Source organism: Streptomyces sp. CG4, from assembly GCF_041080655.1.
Lineage (GTDB): Bacteria > Actinomycetota > Actinomycetes > Streptomycetales > Streptomycetaceae > Streptomyces.
The window spans coordinates 2,152,366-2,176,945 of sequence record NZ_CP163525.1 but is presented as its reverse complement, the minus strand read 5'-3'; the positions used below and the strand labels follow the sequence as shown (position 1 = coordinate 2,176,945).

At 72.2% G+C, this 24,580-nt stretch carries 16 protein-coding genes; 14 read left to right on the top strand and 2 right to left on the bottom strand.

Going from position 1 to position 24,580, the window contains the following annotated elements:
* Nucleotides 1–61 precede the first annotated feature (61 nt).
* Complete coding sequence (locus tag AB5L52_RS09985; RefSeq protein ID WP_351030190.1) at nucleotides 62–1,243, top strand: cytochrome P450; 1,182 nt, start codon at nucleotides 62–64, stop codon at nucleotides 1,241–1,243.
* 811 nt (nucleotides 1,244–2,054) lie between these two features.
* Here AB5L52_RS09985 and AB5L52_RS09980 read toward each other — a convergent pair.
* Nucleotides 2,055–3,077, bottom strand: coding sequence for a Gfo/Idh/MocA family oxidoreductase (locus AB5L52_RS09980; RefSeq protein WP_369363446.1), 1,023 nt, complete (start codon nucleotides 3,075–3,077; stop codon nucleotides 2,055–2,057).
* Between the two features lie 118 nt (nucleotides 3,078–3,195).
* Between AB5L52_RS09980 and AB5L52_RS09975 the strand changes: the two genes are divergently transcribed.
* From AB5L52_RS09975 to AB5L52_RS09925, 11 genes are all read left to right on the top strand, one after another.
* Nucleotides 3,196–3,945 carry a GntR family transcriptional regulator gene (locus AB5L52_RS09975; RefSeq protein ID WP_369368846.1) on the top strand — a complete coding sequence of 250 codons (750 nt, stop codon included), beginning with the start codon at nucleotides 3,196–3,198 and terminating at the stop codon, nucleotides 3,943–3,945.
* Between the two features lie 178 nt (nucleotides 3,946–4,123).
* Nucleotides 4,124–5,128 (top strand): sugar ABC transporter substrate-binding protein, encoded by a 1,005-nt coding sequence (locus AB5L52_RS09970; RefSeq protein ID WP_351030195.1) that lies wholly within the window; start codon nucleotides 4,124–4,126, stop codon nucleotides 5,126–5,128.
* Nucleotides 5,125–6,153 (top strand): ABC transporter permease, encoded by a 1,029-nt coding sequence (locus AB5L52_RS09965; protein ID WP_369363444.1) that lies wholly within the window; start codon nucleotides 5,125–5,127, stop codon nucleotides 6,151–6,153. The genes AB5L52_RS09970 and AB5L52_RS09965 overlap by 4 nt, the downstream gene beginning before the upstream one ends.
* 32 nt (nucleotides 6,154–6,185) lie before the next feature.
* Nucleotides 6,186–6,989 (top strand): ATP-binding cassette domain-containing protein, encoded by an 804-nt coding sequence (locus tag AB5L52_RS09960; RefSeq protein ID WP_369368845.1) that lies wholly within the window; start codon nucleotides 6,186–6,188, stop codon nucleotides 6,987–6,989.
* A 138-nt stretch (nucleotides 6,990–7,127) separates the two neighbouring features.
* Nucleotides 7,128–8,273, top strand: a complete 1,146-nt coding sequence (locus AB5L52_RS09955) for an ROK family glucokinase (protein WP_369363442.1) — start codon at nucleotides 7,128–7,130, stop codon at nucleotides 8,271–8,273.
* The gene (locus AB5L52_RS09950) at nucleotides 8,270–8,851 is read left to right on the top strand and encodes a sugar kinase (RefSeq protein WP_351030200.1); all 582 of its coding nucleotides are present in this window, start codon (nucleotides 8,270–8,272) and stop codon (nucleotides 8,849–8,851) included. Before AB5L52_RS09955 ends, AB5L52_RS09950 begins: the two co-directional genes overlap by 4 nt.
* Nucleotides 8,852–8,965: 114 nt before the next feature.
* Nucleotides 8,966–11,812 carry an SNF2-related protein gene (locus AB5L52_RS09945; protein ID WP_369363440.1) on the top strand — a complete coding sequence of 949 codons (2,847 nt, stop codon included), beginning with the start codon at nucleotides 8,966–8,968 and terminating at the stop codon, nucleotides 11,810–11,812.
* A gap of 614 nt (nucleotides 11,813–12,426) precedes the next feature.
* Nucleotides 12,427–14,694 (top strand): SWIM zinc finger family protein, encoded by a 2,268-nt coding sequence (locus AB5L52_RS09940; RefSeq protein ID WP_369363438.1) that lies wholly within the window; start codon nucleotides 12,427–12,429, stop codon nucleotides 14,692–14,694.
* A 335-nt stretch (nucleotides 14,695–15,029) separates the two neighbouring features.
* Nucleotides 15,030–17,717 (top strand): MFS transporter, encoded by a 2,688-nt coding sequence (locus tag AB5L52_RS09935; protein ID WP_369363436.1) that lies wholly within the window; start codon nucleotides 15,030–15,032, stop codon nucleotides 17,715–17,717.
* Nucleotides 17,718–18,377: 660 nt separating this feature from the next.
* Nucleotides 18,378–18,638 (top strand): hypothetical protein, encoded by a 261-nt coding sequence (locus AB5L52_RS09930; RefSeq protein WP_369363435.1) that lies wholly within the window; start codon nucleotides 18,378–18,380, stop codon nucleotides 18,636–18,638.
* Between the two features lie 515 nt (nucleotides 18,639–19,153).
* A complete protein-coding gene (locus tag AB5L52_RS09925) occupies nucleotides 19,154–19,642 on the top strand; it encodes a GNAT family N-acetyltransferase (RefSeq protein WP_351574479.1) in 489 nt (162 codons plus the stop codon).
* Nucleotides 19,643–20,092: 450 nt separating this feature from the next.
* On the opposite strand, the gene AB5L52_RS09920 is transcribed toward AB5L52_RS09925, so the two are convergent.
* Nucleotides 20,093–21,313, bottom strand: coding sequence for a metallophosphoesterase (locus tag AB5L52_RS09920; protein ID WP_351574476.1), 1,221 nt, complete (start codon nucleotides 21,311–21,313; stop codon nucleotides 20,093–20,095).
* Nucleotides 21,314–21,800: 487 nt separating this feature from the next.
* On the opposite strand from AB5L52_RS09920, the gene AB5L52_RS09915 reads away from it, so the two are divergent.
* Together AB5L52_RS09915 and AB5L52_RS09910 are read left to right on the top strand one after the other, a co-directional pair.
* The gene (locus AB5L52_RS09915) at nucleotides 21,801–22,271 is read left to right on the top strand and encodes a cupin domain-containing protein (protein WP_351030214.1); all 471 of its coding nucleotides are present in this window, start codon (nucleotides 21,801–21,803) and stop codon (nucleotides 22,269–22,271) included.
* A gap of 288 nt (nucleotides 22,272–22,559) precedes the next feature.
* A complete protein-coding gene (locus AB5L52_RS09910; RefSeq protein WP_351030254.1) occupies nucleotides 22,560–23,546 on the top strand; it encodes an LLM class flavin-dependent oxidoreductase in 987 nt (328 codons plus the stop codon).
* Nucleotides 23,547–24,580: the final 1,034 nt, after the last annotated feature.

The following is a 24,580-nucleotide window of genomic DNA, read 5'->3' as shown; positions in this document are numbered from 1 at the left end:
GTGCGGGCAAGGGGTGCTGCTGTCCTGGCCTCGGGGGCTGCTTCGGGAGGACGGGAACGTCATGAAACGGATCGATCTGGAGGAGTACGGCGAGGAGTTCCGCCGCGATCCGCACGCGGTGTACGCCCGGCTGCGCGAGCAGGGCCCGGTCCACCGCGTCCGGCCACCGGGCGCCGGAGAGGAGTACGAGAGCTGGCTCGTCGTGGGGTACGAGGAGGCCCGCGCCGCACTCGCCGACCCCCGCCTGTCCAAGGACGGCAGCAAGATCGATGTGCGTTTCCTCGACGAGGACCTGATCGGCCCGAACCTGCTGACGGTCGACCCACCGCAGCACACCCGGCTGCGCGGCCTCGTCGCCCGCGCGTTCACGATGCGGCGGGTGGAGCGGCTGCGCCCGCGCGTCCAGCAGATCACCGACGACCTGCTGGACGAGATGCTCCCGGCCGGCCGCGCCGACCTGATCGGGTCCCTCGCCTACCCGCTGCCCATCACCGTCATCTGCGAACTGCTCGGCGTCCCCGAGATCGACCGCGACGAGTTCCGCAAGATGTCGACGGAGACGGTCGCACCGACCAACGCGCAGACGGAGTACGACGCCGTCGTCCGCCTCGCCGCGTATCTGACGGAGCTGATCGAGGACAAGCGGTGCTCCGGCCCGGCCGACGACCTGCTCGGCGACCTGATCCGCACCACCGCCGAGGACGGCGACCGGCTCTCGCCGGAAGAACTGCGCGGCATGGCCTTCCTCCTCCTGATCGCCGGCCACGAGACCACGGTCAACCTCATCGGCAACGGCGTCCTGGCCCTGCTCACCCACCCCGGCCAACTCGCCGCCCTGCGCGCCGACATGACGCTGCTGGACGGAGCGATCGAGGAGATGCTGCGCTACGACGGCCCGGTGGAGACCGCCACGTTCCGCTATGCCGCCGAGCCCCTGGAGATCGCCGGCGTCCCCATCGCGCAGGGCGACCACGTGATGGTCGGCCTCACCGCATCCCAGCGAGACCCCGCCCGCTACGCCACCCCGGACCGCTTCGACATCCGCCGCGACCCCCGCGGCCACCTCGCCTTCGGCCACGGCATCCACTTCTGCCTGGGTGCCCCTCTGGCCCGCCTGGAGGGCCACACAGCCATCGGCACCCTCCTGCGCCGAGCCCCCGCCCTCACCCTCGACAGCCACCCCACCGACTGGCTCCCCGGCCTCCTGATGAGAGGCCCACGCACGCTACGGGTCCGCTGGTAACCCCGGACGACCCGTCCCCGTCCCCTGTACCACCGCCACCGCCACCGCCACCGCCACCGCCACGGGCACCGACACCGACATCGCCACGGGCACGGGCACGGGCACCGGCACCGACATCGCCACCCACGCGGGTCGGACCCGCGCGCCGGGTCGAAGGGCCGGGTCGGCGGGCCGGTCCGCCCGGCAGCCCGGGCACCTGCTCCAGCGCGGCGGAGGGTCGGCGGGCTGGGCCGTTTGCGTGCCGACGTCGTCCACCCCGCGTGCTGCGCCCTGCCGTTGGGGCTCACGCCGCCTGCGCGGTTCGGGTTGTGGGGCCGCCCTGCGTCGTTCACGTCGCCCGGGCACCTACGTCATCGCCCCCGGCCGGGCTGCCGGGCCGTCAGTACCACCCGGGGTGCCACGCCGGTTGGCCCCCGGGCACCCGGCAGCCCGGGCACTTGCTCCAGCGCGGCGGACGGTTGGCGGGCCGGGCCGTTTGCGTGCCGACGTCGCCCATCCCGCGTGCTGCGCCCTGCCGTTGGGGCTCACGCCGCCGGCGCGGTTCGGGTTGTGGGGCCGCCCCGTGTCGTTCCCGCCGACCGGGCACCCTCGTCACGGCCCCCGGCCGGGCGGCCCGGCCGTCATTACCACCCGGGGTGCCACGCCGGTCGGCACCCGGCATCCGGACCCGTCAGGGCCCCGGCGTGTGGTGCTCGGCACCGGGCACTCGGTCGCGTGCGTCGCTTGGCTTCCGCCTCCGCCTCTCGGCGTGGCACTCAGCGTCGGCGGGCCGTGCCGCAGCCGGCAGGTCGGGGCGGCCGGTGTGGCGGGCTCAGCGGTGGGACGCCTGGGCCCGGTCCGGGATCTCCGCGAGGGCCACCGGGCGGTGTTCGTGGCGGGAGCGTTCACAGGCCTCGGCCACGCGGAGGGCCTGCAGGGCCTCGTGGCCGTCGCACGGGTTGGGGCGCTCGCCCAGCACCACGTCCACGAAGGCGTTCAACTCGGCTTCGTACGCGGGTCCGAACCGCTCCAGAAAGCCCGTCCACGGCTTGTCCGCGGGCGGCGGTCCGGTCGGCTCGGTGGACGCGAGCGGCGTGCGGTCGTCCAGGCCCACCACGACCGTGTCCCGCTCCCCGGCCAGCTCCATGCGTACGTCGTAGCCCGCGCCGTTCAGCCGGGTCGCCGTGGCCGTGGCAAGCGTGCCGTCGTCCAGGGTGAGCAGCACCGCGCCCGTGCCGACGTCGCCGGCCGCACGGAACATCGCGGGCCCGCCGTCCGACCCGGCGGCGTACACATCGGCCACCTCACGCCCCGTCACCCACCGCAGCACGTCGAAGTCGTGGATCAGCGTGTCCCGGAACAGCCCGCCGGACAGCGGCAGCCACTCCGGCGGGGGAGGGGACTGGTCGCAGGTCATCGCGCGCACGGTGTGCAGCCGGCCGAGCCGCCCCGCGCGGACGGCCTCACGGGCGCCCGCGTATCCCGCGTCGAAGCGCCGCTGGAACCCCATCTGCAGGATCGTTCCCGCGGTCGCCACCTCGTCGAGTGCCTGCAGCGTGCCCGGCAGATCGAGCGCGATCGGCTTCTCGCAGAAGACCGGCAGCCCCGAGCGCGCCGCCCGCCCGATCAGCTCCGCGTGCGCCGGTGTCGCCGTGGTGATCACCACCGCGTCCACACCCCACTTGAAGATCTCGTCCACGCCGGGCGCCGCCGTCTCGCCCAGCCGGTGCGCCAGCCCCTGCGCCCGCGCCGGATCCGCGTCCGTCAGGATCAGCGATCCGACCTCACGGTGACGGCTGAGCGTTCTCGCGTGAAGGGTGCCGATGCGGCCCGTACCGATGACCCCGATGCGCATGGAATCAAAGTGAGGGCGGACCCCGGGCGCTGTCAATGCGTATGTCCGGACAATCGGACTACACAACTTCCCGTCAACCGATCACGGGGCTACGCTCAAGTCCGTGCCGAAACCAGAAGTGGACCCGACCGTCTCGCTCGACCTCCGTGTGGACCGCAGCTCCCCGGTGCCGCTGTACTTCCAGCTGTCCCAGCAGCTGGAGGCCGCCATCGAGCACGGCAGCCTCACCCCGGGCAGCCTGCTGGGCAACGAGATCGAGCTGGCCGCACGGCTCGGCCTGTCCCGGCCGACCGTCCGCCAGGCCATCCAGTCCCTCGTCGACAAGGGACTCCTCGTGCGCCGCCGCGGCGTCGGTACGCAGGTGGTGCACAGCCAGGTCAAGCGCCCGCTGGAGCTGAGCAGCCTCTACGACGACCTGGAGGCGGCCGGCCAGCGCCCCGCGACCAAGGTGCTGGTCAACACCGTGCTGCCGGCCTCCGCCGCCGTCGCCGCCGCACTCGGCGTCCCCGAGGGCGGCGACGTACACCGCATCGAGCGGCTGCGCCTCGCTCACGGTGAGCCGATGGCGTACCTGGTCAACCACCTCCCGACGGGCCTGCTCGACCTGGACACCGAGCAGCTGGAGGCCACCGGCCTGTACCGGCTGATGCGCTCCGCCGGCATCACCCTGCACAGCGCCCGGCAGTCCATCGGCGCCCGCGCGGCCACGGCCGCCGAGGCCGAGCGGCTCGCCGAGGCCGAGGGCGCCCCGCTGCTCACCATGCAGCGCACCACCTTCGACGACACCGGGCGCGCGGTCGAGTTCGGCGACCACATCTACCGTCCGACGCGTTACTCCTTCGAGTTCCAGCTGCTCGTCCGGCCCTGACCGACGACGGCCGGCTTCGTCGCAATGTCCGGACAAGCGGACGGGTGGCGGCACCCCCGGCTGCGTCATGAGTGTTCCTCGTGTTCGATACTGGATCGTTTGGGGCTGCCGAGGTGATCGGCAGCCCCTCTCGTCCGTCGGAACACAGCAAGAACACGGCAAGAAGGGGCACCGCCTCGTGGCACGGTTTCGGACCTGGGCAGTCATCGCGCTCACAGGGGCACTCTCGTTGTCCCTGGGGGCGTGCAGCAGCACCGGAGGCAAGCGGGCCGAGGACGCCCGCAAGGCCGCCGCGGCCCAGGGGAGGGCGGCGGTGAACACCCCGCGCTGGACCTTCGCGATGATCACCCACTCGGGAGACGGCGACACCTTCTGGGACATCGTGCAGAACGGCGCCAGGCAGGCCGCCGTCAAGGACAACATCAACTTCCTGTACTCGCACGACGCCGCGGCCCAGCAGCAGGCCCAGCTGGTGGACGCGGCGGTCGACAAGAGGGTCGACGGCATCATCGTCACCCTCGCCAAGCCGGACGCCATGAAGGCCGCCGTGGCTCGCGCCGAGAAGGCCGGCATCCCGGTCGTCACGGTGAACTCCGGCTCCGCGGAGTCCAAGGCCTTCGGCGCCCTCACCCACATCGGCCAGGACGAGACCATCGCCGGCGAGGCCGTCGGCGACGAACTGAACCAGCGCGGCAGGAAGAAGGCCCTGTGCGTGCTGCACGAGCAGGGCAACGTCGGCCACGAGCAGCGCTGCGACGGCGTCGCCAAGACCTTCCACGGCACCCTGCAGAAGCTCTACGTCAACGGCACCAACATGCCCGACGTCCAGTCCGCGATCGAGGCCAAGCTCCAGGCCGACAGCTCCTTCGACGCCGTGGTCACCCTGGGCGCCCCGTACGCCGACACCGCCGTGAAGGCGAAGAGCGACGCGGGCAGCAAGGCCGAGATCGACACCTTCGACCTCAACGCCCAGGTCGCCGCCGAGCTGAAGAACGGCACCCTCGGCTTCGCCGTGGACCAGCAGCCGTACCTCCAGGGCTACGAGGCGGTCGACCTGCTGTGGGCCTACAAGTACAACGGCGACGTCCTCGGCGGCGGCAAGCCGGTCCTGACCGGCCCGCAGATCATCACCAAGGACCAGGCCTCCGCGCTGGCCGCGTACACCGAGCGGGGCACCCGATGAACACAGCCACTGATGAAAGGATTCTGCAGACCTCGCCACTGAAGCGGCTGCTGGCGCGCCCGGAACTGGGCTCGGTCGTCGGCGCTGTGGCGGTCTTCGTCTTCTTCGCCTGCGCCGCCGACGGCTTCCTGAACGTCGCCAGCCTCAGCACGGTGCTGTACGCCTCCTCGACCATCGGCATCATGGCCGTACCGGTGGCGCTGCTGATGATCGGCGGCGAGTTCGACCTCTCGGCCGGTGTCCTCGTGACGTCCTCGGCGCTGATCTCCTCGATGTTCAGCTACCAGATGACCGCGAACACCTGGGTCGGCGTAGGCGTGTCCCTCCTGGTGACGCTGGCCGTCGGCGCCTTCAACGGCTTCATGCTCACCCGCACCAGACTCCCCAGCTTCATCATCACGCTGGGCACCTTCCTGATGCTGACCGGCATGAACCTCGGTTTCACCAAGCTGATCGACGGCACGGTGTCGACGAAGACCATCGCGGACATGGAGGGCTTCCCCTCCGCGCACGCCCTCTTCGCCTCGACCTTCACCGTCGGCGGCGTCGGCTTCAAGGTCACCATCCTGTGGTGGCTGGGCCTGGTCGCCCTCGCCTCCTGGATCCTGCTGCGCACCCGCGCCGGCAACTGGATCTTCGCCGTCGGCGGCAACCAGGACGCGGCCCGCGCGGTCGGCGTCCCGGTCGCGGGAACCAAGATCGGCCTCTACATGGGCGTGGCCTTCGGCGCCTGGATCTCCGGCCAGCACCTGCTCTTCTCCTTCGACGCCGTCCAGTCCGGCGAGGGCGTCGGCAACGAGCTGATCTACATCATCGCGGCCGTCATCGGCGGCTGTCTGATCACCGGCGGCTACGGCAGCGCGATCGGCTCCGCCGTGGGCGCCCTCCTCTTCGGCATGACCAGCAAGGGCATCGTCTTCGCCGAGTGGAACCCCGACTGGTTCAAGTTCTTCCTCGGAGCGATGCTGCTCCTCGCGACCCTGCTGAACGCCTGGGTCAAGAAGCGCGCGGAGGCGACGACATGACCGACGACGGGACCGACGACGGGACCCACGACATGACCGACGGCGCGCCCGGGGCCGCCGAGCGCACGCCGCTGATCGAACTGACCGACGTCGGCAAGCAGTACGGCAACGTCCGCGCCCTGGAGGGTGTCTCCCTGGAGGTCCACGCGGGCGACATCACCTGTGTTCTGGGCGACAACGGCGCCGGCAAGTCGACCCTGATCAAGATGATCGCGGGCCTGCACCGGCACGACGCCGGCACTCTGCGCATCGAGGGCGAGGAGACCCGCCTCGCCTCCCCGCGCGAGGCCCTGGACCGGGGCATCGCCACGGTCTACCAGGACCTGGCCGTCGTCCCGCTGATGCCGGTCTGGCGCAACTTCTTCCTGGGCTCCGAGCCCCGTAAGGGCGCCGGTCCCTTCAAGCGCCTGGACATCGCCCTCATGCGCCGTACCACCCGCGAGGCACTGCTCCGCATGGGCATCGACCTCCGCGACGTCGACCAGCCCATCGGCACCCTCTCCGGCGGCGAACGCCAGTGCGTGGCCATCGCCCGCGCCGTCCACTTCGGCGCGAAGGTCCTGGTCCTGGACGAGCCGACGGCGGCACTGGGCGTGAAGCAGTCCGGTGTGGTGCTGAAATATGTGGCCGCAGCACGTGACGAGGGCCTGGGCGTCGTCCTGATCACCCACAACCCGCACCACGCATACCTGGTGGGGGACAGGTTCGTCCTGTTGCGGCGCGGCACGATGGTGGGCAATTACACACGGGATGAGATCACCCTGGACGAGCTGACCCGGCAGATGGCCGGCGGCTCCGACCTGGAGGCTCTACGCCACGAGCTTCAGCGTACTTAAGGGGCGCGGGGCCGCACCGATGTGCGGCTCCGCCGCGAGCGACCAGCCGCAACGCACCCGCGCCCGGCAGCGATCGCGCACCCCCTTCCCCTGACCCGCGCAGCACTCAGCGTGAGCGTGCGGCAGAATCGACAAACGATGAGCACCTACCGCGACCTCACCGCCCCCATCGGCTCCCGCCGGGCCCCCGTGCTCCGGACGGTCGGCACCAGGGAACGCCGGTCACATCTGACTGCCCCCCGGGTGCCGACCGTGGGCATCGACATCGGCGGCACCAAGGTCATGGCGGGCGTCGTGGACGCCGACGGCAACATCCTGGAGAAGCTCCGCGCGGAGACCCCGGACAAGTCCAAGAGCCCCAAGGTCGTCGAGGACACCATCGTCGAACTGGTCCTGGGCCTGTCCGACCGGCACGACGTGCACGCTGTCGGCATCGGCGCGGCCGGCTGGGTCGACGCCGACCGCAACCGCGTCCTGTTCGCGCCCCACCTGTCCTGGCGCAACGAACCGCTGCGCGACCGGCTGAGCGGCCGTCTCTCCGTGCCGGTCCTCGTCGACAACGACGCCAACACCGCCGCCTGGGCGGAGTGGCGCTTCGGCGCAGGCCGCGGCGAGGACCACCTCGTCATGATCACCCTCGGTACCGGCATCGGCGGCGCCATCCTGGAGGACGGCCAGGTCAAGCGCGGCAAGTACGGCGTCGCCGGCGAGTTCGGCCATATGCAGGTCGTGCCCGGCGGCCACCGCTGCCCGTGCGGCAACCGCGGCTGCTGGGAGCAGTACAGCTCCGGCAACGCCCTCGTCCGCGAGGCCAAGGAGCTGGCCGCCGCCGACTCGCCCGTCGCCTACGGCATCATCGAGCACGTCAAGGGCAACATCGCCGACATCACCGGCCCGATGATCACCGAGCTGGCCCGCGAGGGCGACGCCATGTGCATCGAGCTGCTCCAGGACATCGGCCAGTGGCTCGGCGTCGGCATCGCCAACCTCGCCGCCGCCCTCGACCCGTCCTGCTTCGTCATCGGCGGCGGGGTCTCGGCCGCCGACGACCTGCTCATCGGCCCGGCCCGGGACGCCTTCAAGCGTCACCTCACCGGCCGCGGCTACCGCCCCGAGGCCCGCATCACCCGCGCCCAGCTCGGCCCCGAGGCCGGCATGGTCGGCGCCGCCGACCTGGCCCGGCTGGTCGCCCGCCGGTTCCGCCGCGCCAAACGCCGCCGGGTGGAGCGGTACGAGCGCTACGAGCGGTACACCCAGGCCCGCCGCGACCGGGACAGCGCATGACCCCGTCGCTGCCCCACCAGGGCGGCCCGCCGGACGAGCCGCGCCGCCCCGCCGAGGACGGGCGGCACAAGGCCAGACGCCGCGCGCTCACCCTGCTGATCATCGTCCTGCTGATCGGCGTCCCCGCCGGCTATCTGGTGATCTCCGCCAACCAGAGCCGCAACAGCGGCAAGGACAAGGAGGCGAAGTACTCGGCGACCGGCCTCACCGCGGGCTGGCCGTCGACGGTGCAGCGCCGCCTCTATCAGGTGACCGTCCCGCACCCCGCCGACCACGTCGCCTACTACGAGACGAACAACTGGAAGACCAGTCGGCTCTATGTGCAGTTCAGCACCAACGACGCGGGTCTGGACAGCTTCCTGCAGACCATGGGCGCCCGCCGGGACCAGCTGAAGAAGGACGACATCGCCATCGGCGCCCGCGACCAGAAGGTCAGCGGCTGGCACTTCAACGGCCCCGGCCCCTGGTGGGGACTCACACACGCGCAGAAGAACCCGGCGCCCACCCAGGACGTCGTCGTGAACAGGTCCGACCCGGACAACCCGATGGTCTACGTCGTCTCCCGCACGGTGCCGTGAGCACCGGCATGCCGCCAGCACCCGCCCCGGCCGGTCTCCAGGGCCCGTTGTCAGACCCCGCCCGTAGAGTCGAAGACGGCTGATCCGACACATGGGCGGGAGGTGGCAGGACGCATGAGCGGCGGCACGGCGGCAGTGGCCGAGGGCACGGAGGGGTCCGGGGAGACCGGGAGCCCGCTCCCGGTGCGCCTCGCGTCCGTCTATCTCCCCGCGCCCCTCCCGCGCGAGGGCCGCATCGCCTTCTGGGACCCCGACGGCGGCCCGCTGCCCGCCGACGGCCCCACCGCCGAGCTGACCGTCGTACGCCGCCATGGCGCGAGCGTGCGCCGCCGCCAGGTGCCCGCACGGACCCTGCCGCTCGCCGAGGCCCTGCCGCTGCTGATCCGGGCCCGCCGCGATCCGGCCGCCCATCCGGCCACGGCCTGCTGGGGCGCCGCGGCGCTGCACGCGCTGCGGCTGGTCGCGCGCGGCCGGCTGCTGCCGGGCCTGACCCCGGGCGGCCAGGACGCCTGGCGGGCCGGCCCGCTGGAGCCCGACGACATCGCGCACCTGCGCGCGGTGGCCGCGGCTCTGCCCCCGGAGGGCCACGCCGTGCCGCTCCCGGACCCCGGCCCGCTCCGGCTGCCCGAGCCGGAGGCCCTGATCCGCTCCTTCCTGGACGCGGTCGCCGACACCCTGCCCCGCACCCCGGCCGCCCCGCACACCTCCGGCCGGCCCTTCGCCGCCCGGGAGCCCGTAGCCCTGCCGCAGGCCCATGAGTGGGCGGCCGAGGTCGCCGCCGGCATGGACGCGGGCGTACGGATCTCGCTCCGCCTGGACCTGTCGGCGTACGGCGTCTTCGACGCCGGTGTGCACGACGGCGCCCGCGCCGCCGGAGCGGCCGTCGTGCAGGTGCACAGCCTCGCCGACCCCACGCTGGTGGCCGACGCGGCGACCCTGTGGGCGGGGGAGGCCGACACGGCGTTCGGACCCCGTGCGCGCGTGGACGCCGCCCTCGCCGTACGACGCGCGGCCCGGGTCTGGCCGCCCCTGGACCGGCTCGCCGAGCAGGAGGTGCCGGACGTCCTCGCCCTGTCCGAGGAGGAGTTGGGCGAGTTGCTCGGCGTCGGCGCCGCACGGCTGGGCGCCGCCGGGGTCGCCGTGCACTGGCCCCGGGACCTCGCCCGCGATCTGACGGCCGCCGCGGTGGTCCGCCCGGCGCCCGGCTCGGCGACCGACGGCACCGGCTTCTTCGAGAGCGAGGACCTGCTCCAGTTCCGCTGGCAGCTGGCGCTCGGCGGGGAGCCGCTCGGCGAGGCCGAGATGGACGCCCTCGCCGAGGCCCACCGCCCGGTCGTACGGCTCCGGGACCGCTGGGTGCTGGTCGACCCGGCCCTCGTCCGCAAGGCCCGCAAGCGCGAACTGGGCCTGCTCGACCCGGTCGACGCACTCTCTGTCGCGCTCACCGGTACCGCGGAAGTCGACGGCGAGACCGTCGAAGCCGTCCCGGTCGGCGCCCTGGCCGCCCTCCGCGACCGCCTCACGGCGGGCCTGCACCCCGCCGACCCGCCGGCGGGCCTCGCCGCCACCCTCCGCGACTACCAACTGCGCGGGCTCGCCTGGCTGGACCTCATGACCTCGCTCGGCCTCGGCGGCTGCCTGGCCGACGACATGGGCCTCGGGAAGACCGTCACCCTCATCGCCCTGCACCTGAAACGCGCCCGCACCGAACCGACCCTCGTCGTCTGCCCGGCCTCCCTGCTCGGCAACTGGCAGCGCGAGATCACCCGCTTCGCACCCGGCGTCCCGGTCCGCCGCTTCCACGGCCAGGGCCGCACCCTGGACGGACTCGACGGCGGCTTCGTCCTCACCACGTACGGCACGATGCGATCGGCGGCCGCACAACTCGCCGACCGTCCCTGGGGCATGGTCGTCGCCGACGAGGCCCAGCATGTGAAGAACCCGTACTCCGCCACGGCCAAGGCGCTCCGCACGATCCCGGCACCGGCGCGCGTGGCGCTGACCGGCACACCCGTGGAGAACAACCTCTCCGAACTGTGGGCCCTGCTCGACTGGACCACCCCGGGACTCCTCGGCCCCCTGAAGTCCTTCCGCGCCCGGCACGCGCGTGCGGTGGAGAACGGCGAGGACGAGGAGGCGGTGGAGCGCCTGGCCCGCCTGGTACGGCCGTTCCTGCTCCGCCGCAGGAAGTCCGACCCCGGCATCGTGCCCGAGCTGCCGCCCAAGACCGAGACCGACCACCCGGTCCCGCTCACCCGGGAACAGGCGGCGCTGTACGAGGCGGTGGTGCGCGAGTCGATGCTGGCCATCGAGACCGCCGAGGGCATCGCCCGCCGAGGCCTGGTGCTGAAGCTCCTGGGCGCCCTGAAGCAGATCTGCGACCACCCGGCGCTGTATCTGAAGGAGGACACCCGGGCGGAGCGCCTGGTGCACCGCTCCGGCAAACTCGCCCTGCTGGACGAGCTGTTGGACACCCTGCTGGCCGAGGACGGCTCGGCGCTCGTCTTCACCCAGTACGTCGGCATGGCCCGCCTCATCACCGCGCACCTGTCCGCCCGCGCGGTCCCGGTGGACCTGCTGCACGGCGGCACCCCGGTCCCGGAGCGCGAGCGCATGGTGGACCGTTTCCAGAGCGGCGAGACCCCGGTCCTGGTGCTCTCCCTGAAGGCCGCCGGCACCGGCTTGAACCTCACCCGCGCGGGCCACGTCGTCCACTTCGACCGCTGGTGGAACCCGGCCGTCGAAGAGCAGGCCACCGACCGCGCGTACCGCATCGGCCAGACCCAGCCCGTCCAGGTCCACCGCCTGGTCACCGAGGGCACGGTCGAGGACCGCATCGCCGAGATGCTCACCGCCAAGCGCGCCCTGGCCGACGCGATCCTCGGCTCCGGCGAGACGGCCCTCACCGAACTGACCGACCGCGAGCTGTCCGACCTCGTCTCCCTCCGGAGGACACCGTGAGTCTCCCCCCGGAGAACCCCACCCCCCGCCCCGCCGACCCAGCCCGCCGCGCCCTACGGGCAGCCCGGGAACGGGCTGACTCCGAGCACGCCCAGGCGTCGGAGGGGGCTGAGGAGGCGGTGCGCTCGGCACCGGCTGGGGGTCGGTGGCCGGCGTCGGAGGGGGCTGAGGAGGTGGCGCGCTTGGCACCGGCCGAGGGTGTGTCGGAGGCACCCGACATGCCCGGGGATGCCGCGCTCTTGGCACTGGCCGGGGGTTGGTCGCAGGCGTCGGAGGGGGCTGAGGAGGCGGTGCGCTTGGCATCGGCCGGGGGTTGGTCGCAGGCGTCGGAGAGGGGTGAGGGAGCGGAGTGCTTGGCATCGGCCGAGGGTCGGTCGGAGGCACCCGAGAAGCCCGGGGACGCCGCCCCCTTCGCACAGACCGACGGATTGCCGCAGGCACAGGCGGGCCTCGCCGCGCCTGTGACGGAACGTCCGGCCGGCTCTGCGTCGGGGCGCCGTGCCGAGCTCGTGGGGGAGGGTTCGCCCGGTACCGGGTCGAGGTGTCCGGCTGAGTTTTCGGGTGAGCGTCCGGTCCCCGAGCTGAGCCATCTCGCCGACCCTGTGGGTGAGCGTTTGGCCGGCACGGAGTCGGGGCGCCCTGCCGAGCTCGCGGCGGGCTCGGCCGGCACCGAGCCGAGCCGCCTCTCCCAGCCCGCGGCCGAGCGTCCAGTCGGCGCCGAGCCGAAGCGCCCCGTCGCCCCCGCGGCCGAATGCCCAGCCGGCGCCGGGTCGAGGCCCGCCGACGCGGCGCGAGCGGCGCTGAGGGCCACCTTCACCGCGCCGTCCGACGTGACCGACGTGACCGCGGCGGCCGAGGACGAGTGTTCAGCCGGCGCCGGGCCGAGGCCCGCCGACGCGGCGCGGGCGGCACTCAGGTCCACCGTCACTGCACCGTCCGCCGCGACCGCACCCTCCGTCGTGACCCCACCGTCCGCCCCGACGGCCTCGGCCGAGGCCGAGGACGAGGACGAGCGCCCCGTGCGGTCGGCCCGCCCGGCTGCCGCGCAGAGCGGGCGTGCTCCCGCACCGGGTGGGCGTCCCGCCGACATGGCCCGGGAAGCGCTGCGCGCGGCCCGGCGGGAGGCCCAGCGGGCCGAGGCCGAGGCGGCGGAGGCTGCCGCGCGCGGCAAGCGGACGCCGGAGCCCCGTACCGGGCGCGACCCCCGCGCGACCAACAGCTCTGCCTCCACGGCACCGCGCACCGCACCCGGACTGGGCTCCCGGGCCACTGCCCGCGTCAAGGCCGCCCAGGAAATGCGGCACTACCTGGCCAACGCCTTTCAGATGCCGACGTGGTCCGACACCCCGGAGCAGGAGACCCCGGCCGCGGACCCCAGCGCCCACTCCGGCGACCCCGCCCACCCGGGGCAGTCACGCCCTGCCCCCGCTCTCCCCTCCGACGACACCGAACTGGTCCATCCGAGGGCGTCGCGTCCTGCCCCTGCCGACCCCGCCGAGGCCGCGGAACCGGTTCACCCTTGGCAGTCGCGTCCTGCTCCCGCTCCCCCCTCCGACGGCACCGAACCGGACCACCCGGCCCCCGCATCGGCGGCCCCGCGCCTGCCCGCCACCATGGCCACCCCGCACCGCGACTCCGAACTCCGGCGTACGTTCCCGGAGTTCCCGCCCCGTGGGGCCACCGGCGAGGGTGCGTCGTTCGCCGGAACCTGGTGGGGCAACGCCTGGGTGGCCGCGCTGGAGCAGGGTGCCCTGGACCCCAAACGGCTGGCGCGTGGGCGCGGATACGCCGATCAGGGCCATGTCGACGCGATCACCGTGACGCCGGGGCTGGTGCTGGCGTACGTGCGTGGGAGCCGGCCCCGGCCGTACCGCGTGCAGGTGCGGGTGCGCACGCTGGACGACGAGGACTGGGGGCGCTTCCTGGACTCGGCCGCCGACCGGCCGGGGCACATCGCCGCGCTGCTGGACAAGGAACTGCCCCAGTCCCTCGCCGACTGCGGGGTCCCTCTGCTGCCCGGCCCCGGCGACCTCGCCCCGCGCTGCAGCTGTCCCGACTCCGGTCACCCCTGCAAGCACGCGGCCGCGCTCTGCTATCAGACGGCACGGCTGCTCGACGCCGACCCGTTCGTGCTGCTCCTGCTGCGCGGCCGGGGTGAGAAGGCCCTGCTCGACGCGCTGTCCCGGCGCAGTGCCGCCCGCGCGGCCCGCGCCGCCCAGGATCGCCGGCCGGAGTCCCTGCCCGGCGTACGCGCGACCGACGCCCTCGCCGCACGCCAACTACCGCCGCTGCCACCACCGTTGCCCGCGCCCTCGCACCCCGAGCAGCCACCGGTGTATCCGGCGGCGCCCGGCGGCCCGGACCCCTTCGCGCTGGACCAGCTGGCGACCGACGCCGCCGCCCGCGCCCACGCGCTGCTCACCACCGGACACGACCCGGTGGGCGAGCTGACCCTGTGGCAGGACGCGGTGCGACTGGCCGCGGCCCGCCCCGGTTCCGGCCTCACGGCCACCACCCGTACCCTCTACGCCACGCTCGCCACGGCCGTCGACCGCACCCCGGCCGACCTCGCGCGTGCCGTCGCGGCCTGGCGCCAGGGCGGGCTCGCGGGACTGGCCGTCCTGGAGGAGCCGTGGGACCCGCCGGCCGGCCGCTTCGACCGGGCCCGCCCGCTGCTGCTCGCCGCCGACCTGCCGGCGTTCCGCCCCTGGCGCAACCACCTCACCCACCCCCGCGGCCACATCCAGCTCCGCTTCGGCCGCGACGGCCTGTGGTACGCCTACGAGTCGGAACCCGGCCACGACGACTGGTGGCCCCGCGGCACCCCGGACCTCGACCCGGTGGGCGCGCTGACGGGCCTCGGCACCCCCGACGACAGATGACCGACGCGGGCCGATGACGTCGTCACAGGCGCCGTACACCGCGCTGAGGCCGGGGCCTACACTCAGTTGGTAGCCGCAAGCAACGGAACGTGAGGGAAGATCGGCACACGTGATCGAGGAGGGCGGGAGAGCGCCGGGCGCAGGGCGGACGAGCCCGTCACGCGCCGGCGTGAGGGGGAGTCGACGCGGCTCCCGGAGTCGCGGCCGGCTGAGGACCGGTGCCGTACCACCCGTCCGCTGAAGCGTCTCGACGACGACCTGGTGGACCGCACAGACATGAGCCTCGAAGCCGGGCGGAGCCCGGGCGGTGAGGCGAGGCAAGGAGATCCGCACGCATGACCACGTCCGCATCCCCGGCCCGCGGGGGAACCACAGCGATATCCGGGTCGGCACCCCCGGCCGACGGCAGGCTGACGCACCGTCAGATCATGACGATCCTCAGCGGCCTGATGCTGGGGATGTTCCTCGCCGCGCTCGACCAGACCATCGTCAGCACCTCGATCCGCACGATCGCCGACGATCTGCACGGCCTCAGCGCGCAGGCATGGGTCACCACCGCGTATCTGATCACCTCCACCATCAGCACGCCGCTGTACGGCAAGCTGTCCGACCTCTACGGCCGCAAGCCCTTCTTCCTGGCGGCCATCACGATCTTCGTCGTCGGCTCGGCGGCCTGCTCGTTCGCCACCTCGATGACCGAACTGTCCGCTTTCCGGGCCTTCCAGGGCATCGGCGCGGGCGGCCTGATGTCCCTGGCGCTGGCGATCATCGGTGACATCGTCCCGCCCCGCGAGCGGGCCCGGTACCAGGGCTACATGCTCGCGACGTTCGGCTCCTCCAGCGTGCTGGGCCCGCTGATCGGCGGTTTCCTCGCGGGCCGCAGCAGCATCCTGACCATCACCGGCTGGCGCTGGGTGTTCCTGGTCAACGTGCCGGTCGGCATCATCGCGCTGTTCGTCGTCGCCAAGGTGCTCAACCTCCCCCACACCCGCCGCGAGCACCGCATCGACTGGTGGGGCGCGCTGACCATCGCCATCGGTGTGGTGCCGCTGCTGCTCGTGGCCGAGCAGGGCCAGTCCTGGGGCTGGACCTCCACGAAGTCCTACGCCTGCTACGCGGTCGGCGCGGTCGGCCTGATCGCCTGGGTCTTCGTCGAACGGGCCATGGGCGAGGAGGCCCTGATCCCGATGCGGCTGTTCCGCAGCGCGGTGTTCAGCAAGATGAGCCTGCTGTCCGTGATCATCGGTATGGGCATGTTCGGCGGGCTGATGATGGTCCCGCTTTATCTGCAGATCGTGAAGGGTGTCAGCCCCACCAAGTCCGGTCTGCTGATGCTGCCGCTGATGGTCGGGATGATCGCCGGGACCATCGTGGTCGGCGGCATCATCCAGAAGACCGGCAAGTACAAGATCTTCCCGGTCATCGGCTCGCTGCTGATCATCGCCGCCATGCTGCTGTTCCACTACCGGGTGCAGTGGGACACGGCGCTCCCGGAGACCATGGCCTACATGGCGCTGTTCGGCATCGGCCTCAGTGGATGCATGCAGATCCTGACGCTGGCCGTGCAGAACGCCGTCGAGCCCAAGGACATGGGCGTGGCGACCGCGTCGGCCACTTTCTTCCGGCAGATGGGCGGCACCGCCGGTACCGCGATCTTCCTCTCCGTGCTGTTCAGCACCGTCGGCGACAAGATCGGCTCGGCCTTCCGGTCCGCGGCCGGGACGCCCGCCTTCCAGGCCGCGCTCCATGACCCGGCCGTGCGGGCCAACCCCGCGAACGCGCCGGTGCTGGAGATGTTCAAGCACCCAGGGGCGAGCGGCGGCAGCGGCTCGGGCGTGCTCGACGACTCCTCGTTCATCCAGCGACTCGACCCGCGCCTGGCCCAGCCGTTCAAGGCCGGCTTCACCGACTCGATGCAGCTCGTGTTCCTCATCGCGGCGGCCGTGATGGTCCTGGGCCTCCTGGTCGCCGTATGGACCAAGGAGGTGCCCCTGCGCCAGGTCTCCGGGCTGGAGGCGCGAGCGGCGGAGGAGAACGGAGGCCCGGCACCGGAACCGGCCGCGGCCACAGCCGCCGAGTCTGCCGCCGAGTTCGCCGCCGTCGAGTCTGTGGCCGCGGAGCCCGATGTCGCCGAGTCTGGCGGCATCGAGCGTGCGGCCGTAGAGCTCACCGCCGCCGCACCAACTCCCGCCGGGAGCCGGCGCGATGCCGCGCCGGCGGCCGACCGCTTCGAACCCGTGGCCGGCGCCCCGCAGTACAGCGTCCGCGGCCGGGTACTGGACGGCGCGGGCGCGCCGGTGCCGCAGGCCGTGATCACCTTGATCGACGTGGGCGGACGGCAGCTCGGCCGCGCCGTCAGCGGCGAGGACGGCGGTTACGCCCTGGCCGTCACCGGCCCCGGCACTTATGTGCTGATCGGCGCCGCGGGTGCCCGGCAGCCGCAGGCTGTCACGGTGGTGGTCGGCGACGAGCGGCCGGTCGAGTGCGACCTCGCGCTCAGTGGCACCGTCGCCCTCACCGGGTCGGTCCGGGACGCCGTAGAGGGGCACCCGCTCGCCGGAGCCCTGCTGGTTGCCACCGATGTGCGCGGCGAGGTCGTGTCCTCCGGCACCTCGGCCGCCGACGGCGCCTTCGCGCTCGCCGACCTGGTCCCCGGCGGCTACACACTCGTGGTGAACGCGGCCGGATACCGCCCGGCCGCCCTCCCGGTCGACGTCACCCCGGGAGCCACGGACGCCTGCGAGATCCGCCTCGAACCGGGCGCCCGGCTCCGCGGCACCGTCACCGCCGCCACCGGTGACCCCCTCGACGACGCCAAGGTCACCCTGCTGGACTCGGCCGGCAACGTGGTCGGCACCACGATCACCGGCTCCGACGGCGCCTACGGGTTCACCGACCTGGACGGCGGCGAATACACCGTCATCGCCAGCGGCTACGCCCCGGTCGCCGCCTCGCTGCGCCTGGACGGCAGCGGCATGACCGGCTTCGACCTCGAACTCTCCCACGAGGACGAGTCCCGGTAGCGCCTGTGACCGGCCGCGAGCGCACCGTGCTCACGGCCGGGACACGATGACAAAGCCCCGCCGGAATGTCCTGCTGGAATGCCCCGGCGGGGCTTTCTTTCCGAGGGTGGGGTCACGCCACAGATCGAGGGTGTGCCGGAGCCTCGCGCCGACGTGCTCGTTGTACGTACGGGCCTCGGCGCTCTGTACCAGGGCGTCGAACACCTGACAGTCCGCCATTTCGGGGTCGCCGGTGAGTTGGTACCCCGGAAGGGCGGGTGGCGATCGTGAGAGGGAATCCGGAGAGGGCCTTGCGCAGGGCCGCGATCTCCAGCGCGAGCAGCGTGAGCAGCGCCAGCACCAGGTAAATAATGGCATTTGGGATGATGGCGAAGAATTCGAGAGACCGACAGAATGCGTAAATCCTTCCTGGCAGCGGGCATGACGCTGGCCGCCACCCTCACCGGCTGCACCACCGCGCTTTCCCCGCCGGGCCGCCCGGGCTGGAACGCCGAGTCCGTACGGGAAGCCACTGAGGAGTACACGTCCCTCTGTGCCGATCCCACCGGAATGCCGGGACCTGGCGGGGGCGTTCCACCGGTCGCGCCGGCCGTCGCGAGGACGGGCGAGGTGCCGGTGTTAGCAGGGCAGACAGGCCGAGGCGAAGGTGACGAACAGCCCATGCCTCTCCTGCCGGTAGGAATGGCTCTCGCCTTCTGCGTCTACGGCCCACCTCCCACGCCTACGCCTGCGGCCCAGGTGCCCGCCCCGCCGTCCTGTCCGGCCCAGCAGGTCTCCGCCGCGCAGCCGAGACCGGGGATCGCCTGGGCCCTCGCCGCCGACGGCACGCCCACCCCCTTCCCGTACCCGCAGCTCGGGGCCTCGCGCGAGGGTGACTGCCTTCCCGCCGTGGACGACGTTCAGGCGTGGCTGTGGCGTTGACCCCTTGAGCGACTCGGCGCGGGGCTTCCCTATCGCCGGCGTCCGCGCGGAGGAACAGCCCCTGTTACGCGCTGACTTGGCGGCACCCGGCGACTGGACCGGCCTCGCGACAGGCCGCCGCCCGGCTGTGGCCGTCGGCTCGGGCCCGAACTGCGCGGCCGCACTCGCGGCAGGCGCGGCGGCGCTCGTCCGCCGTAGCCCTTGGCCCTCACTGTGGCGCGGATCCGAAGAGCCCGCCGCCGATAGGGAAGCCCCACGCCGAGCCGATAGGAACTCCGCCCCAACCGGGAAACGGTGCGTGAACCGGGTGGTCAGGATCTTCGCCAGAAGCCGTTGCGACGGGGACCTGCGCGCGGAGCCGTGAGACGCCGAAGCCGCACTGGAGCGCTCCGGCGTGGTTTCGGTGTGAGATCGGTTGCGCTCGCACGAGTGGTTCCCGGGGGCGGTGCAGGAATGCCTGCCCGAGCAGCCGACCCGCCGCAGGAAGGCACTCCCCGGTGCGAAATACTCTCCCGATGAGTTCACGCACTTCTCCGATCAGCCAGCCGATCACGATACGGAGGGCAGTCGCGCAGGATGCCAAACGGCTCACGCGGCTCGTGCGTGGCTCAGGGGCCTACGAGGGTAAGTACGCAGCCGCAGTGGCGGGCTACCGGGTCGGTCCTGATTACATCGAAGCCCACCGCGCCTTCGTAGCCGTCGGCGCCGACGAGCATGGAGGCCGGGTCATCGGGTTCTACTCGCTCGTCCTCGCTCCACCGGAGCTGGACCTGCTGTTCGTCGCCGACGAAGCGCAAGGACGCGGTATTGGACGGCTGCTCGTCGCGCACATGCAGTCCGAGGCCCGTGCTGCCGGGCTCGACCGTGTCAAGGTTGTGTCACATCTTCCCGCCGAGGACTTCTACCACCGCGTCGGTGCAGTGCGGACCGGGACCGCGCTCGCGAACCCGCCCGCCGTGCCGTGGGACCGTCCCAAATTCGAGTTTCGTATCCCTTCGGAATGACGCGGTGCCGGTTTGCAGGGCACCGGCTTCGCCTGCATGGTGGCCGGCATGCAGGAGCCGCTGGACGCCGCGCGCTCCGTGTGTGCCGTCGTCTCTGCACCAGCGGGGGAGTCGCCTGCGCCAGCGGCCTGGAAGTAGTCACAGCCTTTGCCCCGTGGAGCTTGGCCGGCCGGCGTCGGTGCGGCGCGCGGTGGAGCGGGCGGCGGAGGTCCGGCCGTAGGCCGACTGCAGGTCGCTGGGGCCGTAGGCGGTGGGCGGTGGGCGGTGGGGGAGTCCGCGGCGGCGTTCGGCCGGACGGTCTACGGCGCGATGCCCTTCCTCGCCGCCTGCTCTTCCTGGAAGGCGGTGGTGCCGCTGGTGACGCGCAGGGCGTTGCAGGATGCGTGGTCCTTCTTCGGGGTGCCGACGCACTGCAGCATCTCCAGGCGGAACCGCCGGCCCCGCCCAGCGCTACGGCGTGGGGGGCCGTCGCGGGGAGCGGAGTACGAGCAGGGTGATCTCGCTCGGGGCGAAGACGCGGAAGGGCGGGCCCCAGAAGCCGGTGCCACGGCTGGTGTAGAGGAGGGTGCGGGTGCCGTGGCGGCTGAGGCCGGCGAGGGCGGGCTGGTCGATGCGGACCAGGTGGTGGAAGGGCCAGATCTGGCCGCCGTGGGTGTGGCCGGAGAGCTGGAGGTCGACGCCGCCGGCTGCCGCCCGGTCGACGAACTTGGGCTGGTGGGCGAGGAGCAGGACGGGGTGGTCGGGGTCGGCACCGTGCAGGGCTCCGGCGAGGTGGGCGCCGTGGCCGGCGAGGCCGGAGGACTCGGCCGTGACGTCGTCCACGCCGGCGACCACGAGGGTGTCGCCGCCGCGTTCGAGCAGCAGATGGCGGTTGCGCAGCGGCTCCCAGCCCAGCTCGTCCATCAGGTCGACCCAGCCCTGGGCCTCGCTGTAGTACTCGTGGTTGCCGGTGACGTAGACCCGGGCCCGGGTGGCCTGCACGGTGCCGAGTGGGGCGGCCTGGGCGCGGCGGCGTTCGGCCGTGCCGTCCGCGATGTCTCCGGTGTGGCAGACCAGGTCGGCCTTCAGCGTGTTGACCGTCTCGCAGACTCGCGCCGACCAGCGGGCGCGGTCGAGCGGGCCGTAGTGGGTGTCGGTGATGAGGACGACGCGGGTGCCGTCCAACCCGGCCCCCAGGCGCGGAAGTTGCACGTCCAGGCGGCGTACCCGTGGTACGCGGCGGGCCTCGGCGTACCCCCAGGTGAGCAGCACGGTGGCTGCGCCGAGGACCGCCCAGGTGACGATCCGGGCCCGGTCCTGGCCGTCGCCGACGCCGGTCACGGTCAGGGCGAGCCGCAGCGGGACGCCGAGCACGACGGACCAGGTGAACAGGGTCCAGATGGCGCCCAGGAGGGTGTCTCCGACGATCGCCGCCCAGTCCTGCTGGCGTCGGCCGTGGCCGCGCACCATCGCGAGCGGCATACCGATCAGGCCGAGGGCGAACAGGGCGGTGCCGGCGAGCGTGACAGGGAGCGGCCAGTGCTGGCCGGTGTGCAGCAGCAGCCAGCAGGGCACGGTCCACAGCAGGACGGGGGCGATCAGGGGGAGGTAGCGCATCAGACGGTGCAGTCGGCTCTGCTGAGTCGCGTGCGCTGCACTGTCGGCGGATCGGGTTTCGCTGGTGTCGGTCACGCTTCCCCTCCTTGAGCAACCAGGCTGCCATTGCGCGCACTGTATCCGGCCGTCCCGGGCCGGTCGGACGGGGTGCTCATGGTGGGCAGCCCCAGGTGGCGAGGTTGCCTCCGAGTTCGCCCCCGGCTCACGCGGTTGGTGACTCTGCTCCTGACCGGGGCCGCGGCGGCTTCGAACGGTGAGGAGTAGAAGCTCAGAAAGCTCGCGAAGGCGTCGGCCGTCAAAGCCCGCACCCAGGCCATCAACCAGCTCAAGTCCGTCCTCGTTACTGCCGACCACCCTGCCTTCCGGGAAGAACTGGCCGCACTGGGCAGCCGAGCGGCACGCCACTGGTCACCGGCCGTTGCCGGGGCGCAGTGACAGCGAGCACGAGCAGTCCGGCCTCTGCCATGAACAGAGCGAAGAAGGACGGTCGGTACCCGCCCGATGACCCCATCCACCGCCGGACCGCCGGCTGAGCAGACAGCGCCTGGGCCACAATGCCCTCATGACCGACGACCAGTCCCGGAATCCCGCTCGTCCCCTGCTGCGACGCCCTCAGGACGGTGAGCTCATAGACGTTGCCGGTGTTGCTCACTTCTTCCGGCTCACCGGCAAGCACACGGGCGGACGCTTCGCCTTCGAGGAGTTCGGTCTGGCCCCCGGAGTAGTCGGCGCCAGACCGCACGTCCACGATGGACACGACGAGTACTTCTACGTCCTCGAAGGGGAGTTGACCCTCCACACCGGGGACGGTGAGGTAGCGGTCGGCGCCGGGCACCTGCTCGCCGCGACCCGCGGCACCCCGCATGGCTTCCGCAATGCGGGCTCGACTCCGGTACGGGCCCTGTGTCTGTACACCCCTGCCGGCTACGAAAACTACTTCCGTGATGTCCACGCCGCGGTGAGTTCCGGGGCCGAAGTGACCGATGAGCTGCTGGCAGAATTTCGCAGCCGCTACCGGACCAGTTCCTACTAGCGTGTCGGAACGAGGCGGGGCTCCCTCGCTGTGTCGCCTCCGTTCTCGGCACAGCCCGCGCCGCCCCTGCTTGGCCGGTGGCTTCGGTGATCACACGTGGTCCACGGACGGCTTCGGCGCCGTGCCTGTCGGCCAGTGGGACGAGGCGGACGTAGCGACTGATGCGGTCGACCAGTATGGCGATCGCGGACCGGATTCAACTGGCGCACAGACCTCGCCCACCGGTCGAGCACCGTGGCGGTGGGGACCACCGCACCTGAGGCGCACACCGATCCCTATGCTGGCGGCATGATCGATGTGCCGATTTCAGCGCTGGAAGTCGCGGTGGTCGAATCAGGGACCCGTGGCGTGGAGACCCTGCGTGACACCGCCACCTTCGCTCGCAGGCTCGAACTACTGGGGTATCACCGGATCTGGTACGCCGAGCACCACCATTCGCCCGCGATCGGCGCGTTCCCACCCGTGGTGCTGATTGCTCATGCGGCGGCCTCGACCTCAGCCATCCGGCTCGGATCGGGCGGAGTGCTGGCGCCCAACCATGCGCCCCTCACACTGGCGGAGCAGTTCGGAACACTGGCCGCGTTGCACCCGGACCGCATCGACCTGGGTATCGGCCGCGGCCCTGGAACCTTCGACGAGGCCACCGCGCGGGCATTGCGCCGCGGAGCCGGACCGGCGACGGACGCGCAGTACCACGACGACGTCGCTGCGATCCTGTCCTTTCTGGTCGACGAAGTGGCACTCGGCCCGCTGCCGGAGCCATGGCTGCTGTGCTCCAGTACCGCAGGTGCCGCCCTCGCAGCGCGACTCGGCCTGCCGATCGCCGTCGCACACCACATCCGGCCCGACAACACCTTCACGGTGCTGGAACGCTACCGTGCGGCGTTCACCCCGTCCCGCTGGTGCGAGCAACCCCGGGTTGTGGTGTGCGTGGAGGCGATATGCGCTGAGACGGAGCAGGAAGCGGCGTGGCGAGCCGGGCCCATGGACGTCGTCAAGGCCGGGCTGCTCAAAGGTCTGAGCGAGATTCCCTTCCCCACGCCCGCGGATGCCGCCGCCCATCCCTTCACGGCGGAGGAACGGCAGGCGCTTGCTGGTTTCCGCGCACAGCAGGCGTGCGGGACGCCCGAGGCCGTCGTACGCCGGCTCGCGCAACTGGCCGCCGAGACCGGAGCAGACGAACTCATGCTGACCACACCTGTCTACGACCTCGACGCCCGCGTGCGCTCCTACGACCTCATCAAGAAGCACTGCGAGGCCACGAAAGCGCCGTGACAACCGCGCCGCACCGAACCGTCCGCCCTGACCCGCCCACCAGGGCTGCCCCGCGCGCCGCATCAAGGAGGGCAAGCCCCGACGCGAAATCGTCCGACGCCTCATGAGATATGGGGCCCGGGAGGTCTTCCACCTGGTCGGACAGCTACAGCCAGGACTCCGCTCATAGGCTGTGACGCATATTCGACGCACGTGACGCACGCCCCGGTTCTGCAGTGCCTGGCAAGTGGTCTTGTAGGAGCTGGTCTCCCAGACGCCGGCAGGGCAACCGGCTCCCACCCACTGCAACACCGAGAGCTGCCGCTCATTGACCCGCCGTTTCAATGGCCCGCCTTCGACTTGAGGTTGACGTACCACGGCGGCATGTTGTCAGTTGCGTTTGTCAGCGACGGGTGGTTCGAAACAAGTCGCTCCAACGAGCGGGGGGCTGACGTGGACCGTGGCTACGCGACGATGGAGCGCAACGCCGACCGGTGCGCGGCCGGGTCTTCGCCGACGGGAGCGATGAGCTGCCATTGTGCGGGCGAACTGGGTGTCCGTGCGGCGATCTACGCCGTTGCCGTCAGCTCGGCCTGCGTGAGCTGCTGGCGAGTTGGCCCGGTGGCTACGGTCGGCGGCCGGAGCGGCAGGCCCCGCTCCTTCGTCGCATCACGGTGCCGGTGCGGTGGGTGTACCGAGGCGTGCGGGAGTGTGCGCAGGGGACGGCCGGTTACCGCCGGCACTCAACCGTCACCTGGCCCCAGGCCGCCGCAAGCTCCCATGCCTGCACGCCGGGGCCTTCGCCGGCCCCACCGGCGCGTTCCACCGGTCACGGCCTCACCAAGCCACAGACCGACCTGCTCGCCAGGCTCGGCGTCCCCCACCCCGAGCAGGACCTCGCCCTCCAGCCCACACCCCGCTGACCAGCCAGAACACCACCGCTCAGAGCAACGCCTGCCAGGCCGTCGTAGCCATGGCCACACAGGACAGACCCTCGATTCCGCGCTCCAGGCCACCGAATTACGTCGAACCCGGGACAGGGGCCCGCACCCGTA

Coding starts and splice junctions, on each gene's coding strand:
- AB5L52_RS09955 (WP_369363442.1), top strand. CDS start 7,128: ATGAGCACCTACCGCGACCTCACCGCCCCCATCGGCTCCCGCCGGGCC.
- AB5L52_RS09950 (WP_351030200.1), top strand. CDS start 8,270: ATGACCCCGTCGCTGCCCCACCAGGGCGGCCCGCCGGACGAGCCGCGC.
- AB5L52_RS09960 (WP_369368845.1), top strand. CDS start 6,186: ATGACCGACGGCGCGCCCGGGGCCGCCGAGCGCACGCCGCTGATCGAA.
- AB5L52_RS09985 (WP_351030190.1), top strand. CDS start 62: ATGAAACGGATCGATCTGGAGGAGTACGGCGAGGAGTTCCGCCGCGAT.
- AB5L52_RS09935 (WP_369363436.1), top strand. CDS start 15,030: ATGACCACGTCCGCATCCCCGGCCCGCGGGGGAACCACAGCGATATCC.
- AB5L52_RS09965 (WP_369363444.1), top strand. CDS start 5,125: ATGAACACAGCCACTGATGAAAGGATTCTGCAGACCTCGCCACTGAAG.
- AB5L52_RS09945 (WP_369363440.1), top strand. CDS start 8,966: ATGAGCGGCGGCACGGCGGCAGTGGCCGAGGGCACGGAGGGGTCCGGG.
- AB5L52_RS09930 (WP_369363435.1), top strand. CDS start 18,378: ATGCCTCTCCTGCCGGTAGGAATGGCTCTCGCCTTCTGCGTCTACGGC.
- AB5L52_RS09980 (WP_369363446.1), bottom strand. CDS start 3,077: ATGCGCATCGGGGTCATCGGTACGGGCCGCATCGGCACCCTTCACGCG.
- AB5L52_RS09925 (WP_351574479.1), top strand. CDS start 19,154: ATGAGTTCACGCACTTCTCCGATCAGCCAGCCGATCACGATACGGAGG.
- AB5L52_RS09910 (WP_351030254.1), top strand. CDS start 22,560: ATGATCGATGTGCCGATTTCAGCGCTGGAAGTCGCGGTGGTCGAATCA.
- AB5L52_RS09915 (WP_351030214.1), top strand. CDS start 21,801: ATGACCGACGACCAGTCCCGGAATCCCGCTCGTCCCCTGCTGCGACGC.